Annotated in this window: 13 protein-coding genes; 5 read left to right on the forward strand and 8 right to left on the reverse strand. The window is 68.0% G+C overall.

Annotation, left to right across the window (positions count from 1 at the left end):
* Window positions 1-14 precede the first annotated feature (14 nt).
* From ACZ5PO_RS31060 to ACZ5PO_RS31070, 3 genes are all read right to left on the reverse strand, one after another.
* Entirely contained in the window at window positions 15-509 is a 495-nt protein-coding gene (locus ACZ5PO_RS31060) for a DUF3237 domain-containing protein (RefSeq protein ID WP_464186307.1), read from the reverse strand.
* Between the two features lie 266 nt (window positions 510-775).
* The gene (locus ACZ5PO_RS31065) at window positions 776-1,474 is read right to left on the reverse strand and encodes a TetR/AcrR family transcriptional regulator (protein ID WP_464186309.1); all 699 of its coding nucleotides are present in this window, start codon (window positions 1,472-1,474) and stop codon (window positions 776-778) included.
* A 283-nt stretch (window positions 1,475-1,757) separates the two neighbouring features.
* Complete coding sequence (locus tag ACZ5PO_RS31070; protein WP_464186310.1) at window positions 1,758-2,966, reverse strand: ABC transporter substrate-binding protein; 1,209 nt, start codon at window positions 2,964-2,966, stop codon at window positions 1,758-1,760.
* A 163-nt stretch (window positions 2,967-3,129) separates the two neighbouring features.
* Between ACZ5PO_RS31070 and ACZ5PO_RS31075 the strand changes: the two genes are divergently transcribed.
* Genes ACZ5PO_RS31075 through ACZ5PO_RS31095 form a run of 5 tightly spaced genes read left to right on the forward strand, consistent with a single transcriptional unit; the run spans window position 3,130 to window position 8,678 of the window.
* The gene (locus ACZ5PO_RS31075; protein WP_464186311.1) at window positions 3,130-4,713 is read left to right on the forward strand and encodes a class I adenylate-forming enzyme family protein; all 1,584 of its coding nucleotides are present in this window, start codon (window positions 3,130-3,132) and stop codon (window positions 4,711-4,713) included.
* A gap of 18 nt (window positions 4,714-4,731) precedes the next feature.
* Window positions 4,732-5,520 carry an enoyl-CoA hydratase/isomerase family protein gene (locus ACZ5PO_RS31080; RefSeq protein WP_464186313.1) on the forward strand — a complete coding sequence of 263 codons (789 nt, stop codon included), beginning with the start codon at window positions 4,732-4,734 and terminating at the stop codon, window positions 5,518-5,520.
* A complete protein-coding gene (locus tag ACZ5PO_RS31085) occupies window positions 5,517-6,290 on the forward strand; it encodes an SDR family NAD(P)-dependent oxidoreductase (protein ID WP_464186314.1) in 774 nt (257 codons plus the stop codon). The genes ACZ5PO_RS31080 and ACZ5PO_RS31085 overlap by 4 nt, the downstream gene beginning before the upstream one ends.
* Before the next feature lie 9 nt (window positions 6,291-6,299).
* Complete coding sequence (locus ACZ5PO_RS31090; protein WP_464186316.1) at window positions 6,300-7,436, forward strand: acyl-CoA dehydrogenase family protein; 1,137 nt, start codon at window positions 6,300-6,302, stop codon at window positions 7,434-7,436.
* 42 nt (window positions 7,437-7,478) lie between these two features.
* Window positions 7,479-8,678, forward strand: coding sequence for an ABC transporter substrate-binding protein (locus ACZ5PO_RS31095; RefSeq protein ID WP_464186317.1), 1,200 nt, complete (start codon window positions 7,479-7,481; stop codon window positions 8,676-8,678).
* An 86-nt stretch (window positions 8,679-8,764) separates the two neighbouring features.
* Here ACZ5PO_RS31095 and ACZ5PO_RS31100 read toward each other — a convergent pair whose 3' ends face one another.
* From ACZ5PO_RS31100 to ACZ5PO_RS31120, 5 genes are all read right to left on the reverse strand, one after another.
* Window positions 8,765-9,079 (reverse strand): type II toxin-antitoxin system RelE/ParE family toxin, encoded by a 315-nt coding sequence (locus ACZ5PO_RS31100; protein WP_464186318.1) that lies wholly within the window; start codon window positions 9,077-9,079, stop codon window positions 8,765-8,767.
* A 4-nt stretch (window positions 9,080-9,083) separates the two neighbouring features.
* Window positions 9,084-9,338, reverse strand: coding sequence for a ribbon-helix-helix domain-containing protein (locus ACZ5PO_RS31105; protein WP_464186320.1), 255 nt, complete (start codon window positions 9,336-9,338; stop codon window positions 9,084-9,086).
* A 303-nt stretch (window positions 9,339-9,641) separates the two neighbouring features.
* Window positions 9,642-11,705 carry an NADPH-dependent 2,4-dienoyl-CoA reductase gene (locus ACZ5PO_RS31110; protein WP_464186322.1) on the reverse strand — a complete coding sequence of 688 codons (2,064 nt, stop codon included), beginning with the start codon at window positions 11,703-11,705 and terminating at the stop codon, window positions 9,642-9,644.
* Window position 11,706: 1 nt separating this feature from the next.
* Window positions 11,707-11,889, reverse strand: a complete 183-nt coding sequence (locus tag ACZ5PO_RS31115) for a hypothetical protein (RefSeq protein ID WP_464186323.1) — start codon at window positions 11,887-11,889, stop codon at window positions 11,707-11,709.
* Entirely contained in the window at window positions 11,886-12,707 is an 822-nt protein-coding gene (locus ACZ5PO_RS31120; protein WP_464186324.1) for an enoyl-CoA hydratase/isomerase family protein, read from the reverse strand. The genes ACZ5PO_RS31115 and ACZ5PO_RS31120 overlap by 4 nt, the downstream gene beginning before the upstream one ends.
* Window positions 12,708-12,730 lie beyond the last annotated feature (23 nt).

Below are 12,730 nucleotides of genomic sequence, written 5' to 3' on the forward strand. Positions count from 1 at the left end.
GCTGCCTTCTCCGCCTACAGGACCTCGAAGACGCTGTAGACCGGCCCGTCGGCGCGGCGATGACCGACGCCGACGGCGACCACGCGGTTCAGCCAGTCGTAGCGCGGCGACCCCGTCTCGAACGTCGGCGTCATGCGGAAATAGTAGCTCGCCGGGTCGACGACCTCGCCGGCGGCGATCCTCGCCATGACGTCGGCCGGCCCATGGCGCAGGCCGCGATAGGCCATGCTGATCAGGGCCTGGTCGTCGGTCTTGAGGACGACACGGACGTCCAGCACGGTGGCGCCATCGCCGCGGACCGTCAGCCAGTCGCTGCCGCCGTCCAGAACCTCGCCGGCGAGTCGCTCCCCCTTGAACGAGCCGCCGGCGACCACGGCGACGCGGCGCTCCGCTCCAGGCGCCCCGCCCACGGGGAAGATTTGGCGGACGTCGAAGCGGACAACGAACAGCGGCCGGGTTCTTACGCTCTTGAGGACGTCGGGCAGATCGTCGTTCGGATCGGTGGCCATGGCTGAACTCCCCGGTGCTACGGCGGGATGATCCTTCGTCGAAGCGTCGCCCCGCTCTCGATGGCTCCGCAAAGCTAGATACCTCTGGCGACCGCTGTCCACCCCTCGGATCGGGCCTCCCGGCCGCGGCTCGCTCATGGCGATCCCGACCGCGTCCGACGATTCACGCCGGCGGCGACATCGCAGCTCGATGGACAGGCGGTCGCCCGCTTGTCCAGGTGGTCATCCCCGTTGCCGCCGAGATCGGCGACGGTGCCACGGCGCGCTCAATCGGCGGAGCGCGCACGACGCCGCGCCGGGGGAGCCGCCTTGGCGAACACGTCGGCTCCAGCCCGGCCGCGGACGCCGCCCGGCCGCGCGCGCGGCGCCGACTGGTCGTCGGCAGTCCCGCGCAGGCCGTAGGAAATGAACTTGCGGTAGGTCTTGACCGCATCCTGAAGGGCAGCGGGGATGTCGCTGCTGCGGCCCACGTGCTGCGAGTAGACGTAGTCACGCGCCGAGATCAGCAGGTAGGCCAGCGTGTCCAGCTCCGTCTCGGCGTAGCCCGGCAGCTCGCCGCGTTCCCAGCTGCGCCGGAGCGCCTTGCGGAAGCGCGCCATGATGTTGTCCATGTGCTCCCGATGGGCGCGCGGCGCCGCCACCTCGGCCTCGTGCAGCAGACGGAAGAACCAGGGGTGGGCGTTGGCGTATTCGAGAAAGCCCATGAACCCGCGGTATTCCATGTCGACGAAGTCGGCCGAACCCGTCACGCGGTCGTGCAGAAAATCGAGCACCTCGAGCCCCTTCATCGGCAGGAGCTGGTCAAAGAGCTCGGCGCGGCTCTCGAAATACGCATAGAAGGTGCCGTGGCCGAGCCCCGCACGTTCCATGATACGGGAGATCGAGGCTTCGACGTAGCCGTATTCGCCGATGATCTCGGCCGCCGCTTCGAAGATCGCCTTGCGGGTCAGCTCCGATTTCTCCACCCGCGTCAGCTTGCGCCGGGGTCGCCGAAGGCCAGCCGGTGCGGATGTGGGCTCTTGGACGTGACCGCTCCCGTGCATGGTGGCCGCACCTTCGGCGTCCAGGCTCGCGGGCGGGATGGAGCGACGCTTCGTTCGTGTCTTGCTGTCCAAGTGCAGTGGTCCTCGGCGGGCTTCGCCACCCGGTTTGACCGACGCGGTCGCGAGTCGTCCGCGTCGGCAGGAAGAGCCGCGAGCGGCTTATGACAGACCGCCGTGCCGGTCAAAGGGCCGCCCGCACCATCTTTCAAGGCAGCAGGGGACATGCCCTCTCGCTGGCCGGCCGGAACGCCTGCTCCGCCGGGATCTCGGAGAGGATCTCATAGTAGTCCCAAGGCTCCTTCGACTGCTCCGGCGTCTTCATGCGCGCCACATAGGCCTTGCGCATCAGCCGCCCGTCCTCGCGCAGCCTGGCGCCGTCGGTGTAGAAATCCGTGACCGGCAACTCGCGCATCTTGGCCATGACGACGTCGGCCTTGGTGGTGCCGGCTGCCTGTACCGCCTTCAGATAGTGCATGACGGAGCTGTAGGTACCGGCGTGGGCCTCCGCCGGCATCACCTTGTTGCGGGCGAAGAAGCGCTGCGACCAGGCCCGCGCCTGGGGGTTGAGATTCCAGTACCAGACCGTGCTGAAGGTGATGCCGCCCGCCGTCGCGGTGCCGAGCCCATGCGCATCGGTGAGCAGGAAGGCGAGCGCCACCAGCTGCTGCTTGCCGTCGGCGCCGAGGCCGAACTCGTGGGCCTGCTTGACCGAGTTGGACAAGTCCTGGACCGCATTCAGGAAGGCGACCACGTCGGCGCCGGAGTTCTGCGCCTGCACCAGGATGGACGAATAGTCGACCGTTCCAGGAGGATGCCGGACGCTACCCACGATCTGGCCACCGCCATCGCCGATCACCTTCGTGAGATCCCGCTGCAGGGCGTGGCCGAAGGCCCAGTCCTGCACGATCAGGAACCATTTCTTCTTGCCGTCGCGGAGCAGCTGGGCGGGCAGAGGGTTGGCCCACAGATAGCTGTCCTGGCTCCACTGCACCGTATTGGGCGAGCACGCCTTGCCCGTGAGGTCGGAGCTCGACGTGCCGACGAACAGCGCGACCTTGCCCTGGCTCTGCACCAGCTCGCGGATGGCGAGCGCGACGGCCGAATTGCCCACGTCGGCCACCACGTCCACGCCGTCCTGATCGAACCAGCGCCGCGCGATGGCCGAGCCGATGTCCGGCTTGTTCTGGTGATCGGCGAAGACGAGCTCGATCGGCTTGCCGAACATCTGGCCGCCGAAATCCTCGATGGCCATGCGCGCGCCGTCTACCGAGCCCGCGCCCAGCCCGGACGACAGGATGCCCGTCATGTCGGTCAGCACGCCGACCTTCAGTGGCTTGGTGTCGGACTGCGCCAGCGCGGGCGATGCGGCGAGCAACCCTGCCGCGAGCGCCAATGCGAGACCTGAAAACTTCATTGCTCCCCTCCCTGAGCCCGCACCCGTGAGCGGTGCTTCGCGAAATCGATACGAGGGGGGCTTGGCGACGTCAACAAAAATGACTATCGAGTCGAAAATCGAATTTGACCGGTGGGTCACATGTCGACCCACGCGGACGGCGGGGCGCAGGGAGGGGATGGGAGTGGCGGAATTCACGTTGCCTGACGAGGTCGCGGGACGAACCATCATCGACATGGTGGAGGAGCGGGCGGCCCGGCGGCCCAACGCCCACGCTCTCACCGCCACCTCGGGCTACGGCCGCGAACATCGCCTGACCTATGAGCAGTTGCGCTGGCAGGCCGCCACGCTCGCCGATGCCTTGCGCGGCCGCGGCCTCGGCCCCGGTGACCACGCAGGGCTGATGCTCAACAACGAGGCGGGGCTCGAGGCGGTGGTGACCATGCTTGCCCTGCACCGCCTCGGCGTCGTGGTCGTTCCCGTCAACACCCGCTTCGCGCCGGAAGAGATCGTCTACGTGGTGAACAAGGCGCGCTGTCGGGCTCTGTTCGTCATGGCCGACCTGCTGGAGCGGGTGGCCGCGCTGCGCCCGCGTCTCCCCGGCGTGACCGAGATCGTAGCGGTCGGAGGTTCTGGGGCGACTGACGCCGTGGACTGGCGCGAACTGTTCGCCCGAGGCCGCGCCTCGAACGGCGGCTGGCCGTCGATCTCGGCCGACGCGATCTCCGAGATCCTCTTCACCTCGGGCACCACGGCGCACCCCAAAGGCGCCGTCATGACCCACACGCGCAGCCTGGTCTCGGCCTACGGCTTCGCCGCCGCGCTGTCGCTCGCGGACGACGACGTCTACCAGAGCTTCTTTCCGTTCTTCACCACGGCGTCGCTCCATTGCGTCCTGCTGCCGTCGTGGTGGGCCGGCGCCGCCGCGGTGCTCGATCCCGAACTGAACATCCACGATGTGATGCGGCGGATGGAGCGGGAACGCACGACCAAATACATCGGCGCGCCGTCGTTCTACATCTTCCTGCTCGAAGCCTACGACGCGGCATCGAACGATCTCTCGCGCATGAGGCTGTTCGACTACGGCGGAGCGCCGATGGCGGTCGAGGTCATCCGGCGCCTCGCGACCGTCTTCCCCCATGTGGAGCTGCGCCAGACCTTCGGCATGACCGAGAGCGGCCCCGCCGGCACCGTCGCCCACGGCGACGACCCGCCCGCCAAGCTCGGCTCGGTGGGCCGCCCGTGGCCGCTGACCGAGGTGCGGGTGGTCGATGACGAGGATCGCCCTGCCGCCGCGGGTACGCCGGGCGAGATCCTGATCCGCAGCCCGAGCGTCATGCGCGAGTATTTCGACGAGCCCGAACTGACAAAGGGCACGCTGCGCGACGGCTGGCTCTACACGGGCGACATCGGTTACCTGGACGAGGACGGCTTCCTCTATCATGTGGACCGCAAGAAGGACATGATCATCCGGGGCGGGCACAACATCGGCTCGCTCGAGATCGAGGAAAACCTGTTCAGGCATCCGGCGGTGCAGGAGGCGGCCGTCGTCGCCGTGCCCCATCCGAAGCTCGGCGAGGACATCCACGCCTTCGTGGTGCTGCACCCGGGCGAGACCACCACCACCGAGGAGCTGCGCGTGTTCCTGGCGGACAAGCTCGCCGACTACAAGGTTCCGCGCCGCATCACCTTCACCCCCACCCTGCCCCGCGGCCCCATGGGCAAGGTGCTGAAAGCAGATCTGCGCCGGCAGGCGACCACCCCCTAGCGAAAAGCGAGCAGCCCCATGAACCCGAACGACTATCGGAGCATCGAGATCACGCGGCGCGGCCGCATCCTCACGCTCACCATGAACCGGCCCGCGAGCCTCAACGCGGTCAACGCCGAGCTGCACGAGGAGCTCTCGCGCGTCTTCGTCGACGCCGCCAAGGATCCGCAATCCGACATCGTGGTGCTGACGGGCGCCGGCCGCGCCTTCTGCGCCGGCGGCGACGTGGACTGGATGCAGGATGCCATCGACAATCCGGCGAGCTTCGAGACGACGGTCGCCGAAGCCAAGGCCATCGTCTTCTCGCTCATCGACTGCGAGAAGCCGACCATCGCGCGCATCAACGGGCCGGCCGTCGGGCTCGGCGCCACGCTTGCCCTGTTCTGCGACGTGAGCTTCGCCGCCGAGACCACTTATATCGCCGACCCGCACGTCTCCATCGGCATGGTCGCCGGCGACGGCGGCGCGGTGATCTGGCCGCAGCTCATCGGCTTCGCCCGCGCCAAGGAGCTCCTGTTCACGGGCGATCGCATCGATGCGCGGAAGGCGGCCGACATCGGCCTCATCAACCACGCGGTGCCGGCCGATCAGCTCGACGGCGCCGTGGACGCCTTCGCCGACCGCCTGGCCGGGGGCGCCACCAAGGCGATCCGCTGGACCAAGGTGACCACCAACATCGCGCTCAAGCAGCTCGCGACAGCGATGATGGACACCGGCCTCGCATACGAGGCGCTGACCAACGTCAGCGCCGACCACCAGCGGCTCGTCGAGGAGTTCCGTGAGGCGTCGGCACGGAGGCGGTCATGACCGCCCCGCTCGTCAATCTGGAGGGCCGTGCCGCGCTGGTGACCGGGGCCGCAGGCGGCATCGGCCTCGCCATCGCGAGCCGGCTGGTGAGCCTCGGCGCGCAGGTGGCGCTCGCCGACCGGGACGAAGCCAGGCTCGCCCGGGCGGTCGAGAGCCTCGGCGGAGCGGCCGTCGGCGTGGCCGGTGACATCGGCACCGAGGCGGGCGCGGAAGCGCTCGCGGCCCGCGCCGCGGAGGCGCTCGGCGCCATCGACATCCTGGTGAACAACGCCGGCATCGCCGAGCCGATTGCCCGCACCATCGACCAGCGGCTGGAGGACTGGCAGCGCGTCATCGACGTGAACCTGCGCGGCACCCTCCTCATGTGCCGCGCCGTGGCCCGCCACATCCTGGCCCGGAAGGTGCCGGGCGCCATCGTCAATATCGCCTCGGTGGCAGGCCTGGGCGGCATCCCCAGCTCCAACGGCTACGGCGTCTCGAAGGCGGCGGTGGTCCACCTGACGAAGAACCTGGCGTGCGAGTGGGCTGCCCGCGGCCTGCGCGTGAACTGCGTGGCCCCCGGCTACATCGATGCGCCGATGGCCCACGAAATGTTCGCCGACATCCGCGTCGACCGCGCCGCCATCGAGCGCCGGCTGCCCATGCACAGGCTGGGCGAAGCCGGCGAGATCGCGAATGCGGTCGCCTTCCTCGCATCCGATGCCGCCGCCTACATCACCGGCGTCACCCTGCCGGTCGACGGCGGCTGGTGCGCCTACGGCGGCCCCTGAGGTGACCCGATGACAGCCGACACCCTGACGACTGACGCCGAGCTGGCGGCGCTGCGGAACACCGCGCAGCGCTTCATTTCGCGTGAGATCCTGCCTCACTACGACGAATGGGAGCGCGCCGGCGCCGTTCCTCGCGACCTCTGGCGCCGGATGGGCGACGCCGGCCTGCTCTGCCCGTCGATGCCGGAGGCCTACGGCGGCCCGGGTGCCGGCATCGGGCACGCGCTCGTCGTCATCGAGGAGTTCGCCCGCGCCTTCGTCGCCCTGCCCGGGTTCTACACCCACTCCGAGATCATCGCGCCCTACATCCTCCACTACGGCACCGAGGAGCAGAAGGCCCATTGGCTGCCGCGCTGCGTCAGCGGCGAGACCGTGCTCTCCATTGCCATGACCGAGCCGGGAGCCGGCAGCGACCTCAAGGGCACGCGCACGGTGGCGCGGCGGGACGGCGGCGACTTTCTCGTCACCGGCCAGAAGATCTTCATCACCAACGGCCTGCATGCGGACCTCGTGGTCGTTCTGGCGGCCACGGACCCGGACAATCCGGGCGCCAAGACGCTGTTTCTCGTCGAGACCGACCGGCCGGGCTTTTCTCGCGGCCGCCTGCTCGACAAGGTCGGCCAGAAGGCCCAGGACACGGTCGAGCTGTTCTTCGACGATGTCCGCATTCCCGCCGCCAACCGCCTCGGCGAGGAGGGCCAGGGCCTGCGCTACCTCATGGCGCAGCTGCCGCGCGAGCGCCTGATGGTCGGCATGGCCGCCGTCGCCGGCGCCGAGGCCGCCTTCGCCGAAACCCTGGCCTACGCCAACGGTCGTTCAGCCTTCGGCCAGCCGATCGCGCAGTTCCAGCACCTGCGCTTCCGCCTGGCCGAGCTCAAGACCGAGATCGCCATCGGCCGCGCCTTCCTCGAGCAGTGCATCGCGCGCTTTCAGGGGGGCGCCCTGCCCGCCGACCAAGCCGCCATGTGCAAGTACTGGCTGACGGAGCTCGAGGGCCGCGTCGTCGACCAATGCGTCCAGATGCATGGCGGCTACGGCTACATGCGCGAATACAAGATCGCACGCGCCTTCGCCGACGCCCGCGGCCAGCGCATCTATGCCGGTACCAACGAGATCATGAAGGAGATCATCGCGCGGCATCTGTGATGCGGCGATGCGACAGCAGACCACAACAGGGGGAGGAACCGAATGAAGCGAGCACTGATGGTCGTGGCCGGCCTGGCCGGACTGACGATTGCCGCGCCGGCTATGGCGCAGGAACCCGTTCCCGGTGTGAGCGCGAGCCACATCCGACTCGGGAACACCGCACCCTACAGCGGTCCCGCCTCGGCCTACGGCACCATCGCCAAGGCCGCGATCGCCTATTTCGACATGGTGAACGAGAAGGGCGGCATTCACGGCCGCAAGGTCGAGATCATCAGCCTCGACGATGGCTTCACGCCGCCCAAGGCGGTCGAGCAGACCCGCAAGCTGGTGGAGCGCGACGACGTCCTCGCCATCTTCCTGCCCATCGGGACGCCGACCTCCTCGGCCACCCAGGCCTATCTGAACGCCAAGAAGGTGCCTCAGCTGTTCGTGTCGTCGGGCGCCTCGAAATGGAACCAGCCGCAGAAGTTCCCCTGGACTGTCGGCTGGAACGTCGATTACCCGACCGAAGGGCGCATCTACGCCAAGTATATCCTGGCCAACGTCAAGGACCCGAAGATCGCCGTCCTTTACCAGAACGACGACTACGGCAAGGATATCCTCGCCGGCCTGAAGGAAGGCCTCGGCGAGCAGGCCAAGGCGATCGTCGATGTGGCGACCTACGAGCTCTCCGACGCGACCGTGGACTCGCCCATCTCGAAGCTGCGGAGCAGCGGCGCCAACGTGTTCATCAGCGCCACGACGCCGAAGTTCGCGGCGCAATCGATCCGCGCCGTCGATGCGCTCGGCTGGAAGCCGCTGTTCATCCTGCCGAGCGTCAGCAACTCCGTCGACCCGGTGCTGACGGGCGCCGGCCTCGACAAGTCCGTGGGCATCATCTCGTCGTCGTACGTCAAGCAGCCGACCGACCCGCAATGGCAGGCCGCGCCGGACTTCAAGACGTGGTCGGCCTTCATGGACAAGTACTATCCCGCCGGAGCCAAGAGCGACTGGCTCAACCCGTATGCCTACGGCATGGCCTTCGCCATGCACCAGGCGCTGGAGAAGGCCGGCCCCAACCTGACGCGCGAGTCACTGATGGCGGCGGTGGACAGCATCCGCGACCTGGAGGTGCCGATGCTGCTGCCAGGCGTGAAGGCCACCATCACCAAGGACGACCACGGCCCGCTCAAAGCCATGCAGATGATGCGCTTCAATGGCCAGTCCTGGGAGATGATGGGCGACCTGATCTCGGGACGGTGACGGCAACCGCCACGACGTGCCGACCCCGGAGCGCTTCTCGCCGATCGGATGAGTCCATCCGGTCGGGAATGCTCTGGGGTCGACGCTCATAGTCCAACATCGTCGCGAAGGCGGTCGATCCGATGCATCCGTTCATGCAAGATCGTCACAATGCCGATGTCACCGTTCGACAGCCGCCGCCAATAGACGACATGGCGTTCGTGCCGAAAGAAATATCCCTCCACCCCGAACTCCGCCGGGACGGGCTTCGATATCACGCCGTGGCCGTCGATCTTGTCGAAGGCTTCGAAAAGGCCCGCAATATAGCGATCCGCCTGTTCTGCGCCCCAGCGATCGCGGGTGTAGCGGTAGATCTCGTCGAGACGGAAGGAGGCGGCCTCCTGGACGCGGACAGCCGCCATGTAGTCAACGCCTGTTCCGCGCGATCACCTCGGCAGCGGTCAACGGTTTGTAGCTCCCCTCGGGCGCCGCGAACGCGTGGGCAAGCTCAGCCTTCAGCCGCTCGAATGCTTCCTTCTCGACCCGCTCCTTGTCGCGGCGGATCAGGTCCCGAATGTACTCGCTGACGTTCTCGTAAGACCCGCTCTCGCCGACATTCGCTGCCACGAAGTCACTGAGCGCGCCACTGAGGCGGACCGTCATCGTCGTGGTTCGGGACATAGCGTGTTCCCTGCGAAGCTCCTGCTCTTGTCTTCAATATAAGCAAAAACGAATACGCGACAATCCCGGCTGCGGTCCCACCCTTGAAGGCGTTGGCCGAGTCGGGCCGGCTGGGCGGCGCTTTGGCGATTCTGATCGCTGGCCGGTGCGTTGAACGAGCACCGCCGCCGTACGGGCAGCACAGATCCCTCGAAGCAGACACCGAAACTTCGAGAAGATCGCCTTCAAGACAATAACTTGGAGCCGGACGATGACCCGCTGAGACACAGCGCGCCGCTAACCGCTCGGACCTGCTGCCCGTCGTCAGAGATCGTAGGCGAGCCGCACGCCCTCCTGAATGGCGCGCAAGGCATCGAGCTCATCGGCATGCCGCGCCCCGCCGATCGTGGTCGCCTTCAGCCCGCGTGCCGCCAATTCGTTCGCAAGCCCCGTGTTCGGCAGCTGCCCGGCGCAGATCACGACGTTGTCGACCGGCAGCAAGCGCCGCTCGCCGGCGGCGACGTAGTGCAGGCCGTGATCGTCGATGCGCTCGTACGACGCGCCGGCAACCGCCGTCACGCCGCGCGTCCGCAGGCGATTGCGCAGGATCCAGCCGGTGGAGACGCCGAGCCGGCCGCCGGGTCGGTCGTGGCGGCGCTGAAACAGCGTCACCTGGCGAGGCGACGGCGTCGGCTGCGGCCGCTTCAGACCGCCGGGCGAGGTGATGGTCGGATCGACGCCATACTCGTCGAGGAAGCGGCGGATCGGATCGCCGTCGGAGCCGCCGTGGGTCAGCAGCTCCGCGACGTCGTAGCCGATGCCCCCGGTGCCGATGATGGCGACCCGCCGCCCCACCTGGGCGCGACCGAGGATGACGTCGGCGTAGGCGAGCACGCTTCGATGATCGATGCCGTCGATCGCCGGCCTGCGCGGCGTGATGCCCGCCGCGACAATGATCTCGTCGAAGCCCTCACGCGCCAGGCCGTCAGCGGTGGCGCGAACGCCGAGGCGGACCTCGACCCCGGTCAGATCGAGCTGACGCGTGAAATACCTGAGCATCTCGTTGAACTCGGTCTTGCCGGGAATGCGGCGCGCCAGATGAATCTGGCCGCCGAGCTCCTTCTGCTCTTCGAACAGCACGACCTCGTGGCCGCGGCTGGCGGCCGCCGCCGCGGCGGCCAGCCCCGCAGGCCCGGAGCCGATGACGGCAACGCGCCGGGATCCGTGCACGGGCGGCGATTCGAACTCGATCTCACGCCCGGCCTTGGGATTGACGAGGCAGGTGGCGATCCGATCGGAGAAGATGAAGTCGAGACAGGCCTGATTGCAGGCGATGCAAGTATTGATCTCGTCGGCGCGGTTCTCCTGCGCCTTCACCACGAAATCCGGATCGGCCAGCATCGGCCGCGCCATCGAGACGAAATCGCAGCGCCCTTCCGCCAGCATCTGCTCCGCGACATCGGGCATGTTGATGCGGTTCGAGGCGACGACCGGAATCGAGATCGACTTGCGCAGGCGCTCGACGGCGAAGCCGAAGGCGGCGCGCGGCACGCTGAAGGCGATGGTCGGCACCGGCGCCTCGTGCCAGCCGACACCGGTGTTGAAGATGTCGGCCCCGGCCATCTCGACCGCCCGGGCCAGCGCGTCGATCTCCGCTGCCGTCGATCCGTCCTCGATGAGATCGATGGCGGAGATCCGATACATGATGAGGAACGAGGGTCCGAGTGCCGCGCGGACACGGCGCACCACCTCGACGGGAAACCGCATGCGGTTCTCCGGCGAGCCGCCCCAACGGTCGATGCGCGTGTTGGTCCGCGGCGCCGTGAACTGGTTGATCAGATAGCCTTCCGAGCCCATGACCTCGACGCCGTCGTAGCCGGCGGCGGCGGCGAGGAGCGCGCAGCTGACGAAATCGTCGATGGTCCGCTCGATCTCGTCATCGCCGAGTGGCTTGGGCACCAGCGGGTTGATCGGCGAGCGGATGTCGGACACGCCGACGATCAGGTCGTGCTTGGCGTAGCGGCCGGAATGCAGGATCTGCGGCAGGATCTTGGCGCCATGCTTGTGAACCTCGTCGGTCACCACGCGGTGCGGCACGAGATCGTCGGCTTCGGTCAGGATCGGGCCACCGGGCTCGAGCCGCCCTGCCTCGTTGGGGGCGAAGCCGCCGGTGATGATGAGGGCCGCGCCGCCGGCCGCGCGGGCGCCATAGAAGGCGGCCTGCCGCCGTATCGGCTGATCGGCATGCTCCAGGCGCGTGTGCATGGACCCCATGATGACCCGGTTGCGCAGCCGGTGCGCACCGACGCGCATGGGCGACAACAGCGTCGGGTAGGCGGTCGAGCGGGGCGGCAACGCGTTTTCTTGAGCTTGGACTGCAACAGGCATGTCATCCCCCGAATGCGGGCTTGCGCCGACCACGGAAGGCCGCGAGGCCCTCCGCCACGTCGTCGCCGGCGAGCACCTTCAGTCCGTCCTCGCGCTCTCGGCGCAGGCCGTCGGCGAGGCCCAGGTCACAGCCCGCACGGGCGAGCTGCTTGGTCAGCGCGACGGGACCGGCCAGCGCCGTCACAGCGGACAGTCCTGGGAGAAGGAGGGCGGGCGCTTCTCCAGATGCGCCTTGAGGCCCTCCTTCACTTCCGGCCCGGTGAAGCCAAGGAACTCCAGTGCGAGCGACGTATCGAAGGTCGGGCCGGCCTGACGTAGCCAGTTGTTCAGCGCGTACTTGGTCCAACGGATGGCGCTCGGCGGACCCGCGGCCAGGCGGCCGGCGATCTCCAGCGCCTTGGCGTCGAGCTCGTGATCGTCGACGCAGAGGGACACCACGCCGATACGCTCGGCCTCCTCGCCGCTCAGGGTGTCGCAGAGCAGCAGATAATACTTGGCCTTGGCCATGCCGCAGAGCAGCGGCCAGACGATTGCCGCGTGATCGCCGGCGGCGACGCCGAGGCGCGTGTGGCCGTCGATGATCCGCGCCTGCCGGGCCGCGATGGAGATGTCGGCGAGCAGCCCGCACACGAGGCCGGCACCGACGGCAGGGCCGCGGATGGCGCTGACGATGGGCTTGGAGCAGTTGATGACGTTGTAGACGATGTCCCGCGCCTCCTTCCAATTGCGCAGGCGCGTCTCGTGATCGTCGATGATCTGCCGGATCATGCCGAAATCGCCGCCGGCCGAGAACACCTCGCCGGCGCCGGTCAGGATGACGGCGGAGACGTCGGGATCGGCGTCGATGTCGCGCCAGATGGTGCCGAGCTCCGCATGCATGATGGAGTCGGCCGAGTTCATACGGCCGTTCGACATGGTGATACGGAGAACCCGATCGCCCGGGCGGTCGATGACCAGCCGCTGGTAGCGGCCGTAACGGTCGTGCTGTGCGGTATTGTCCACTGTCGTTTCCTCCTGCAGGTGCG

The organism is Chelatococcus sp. KU-N122 (assembly GCF_055391085.1).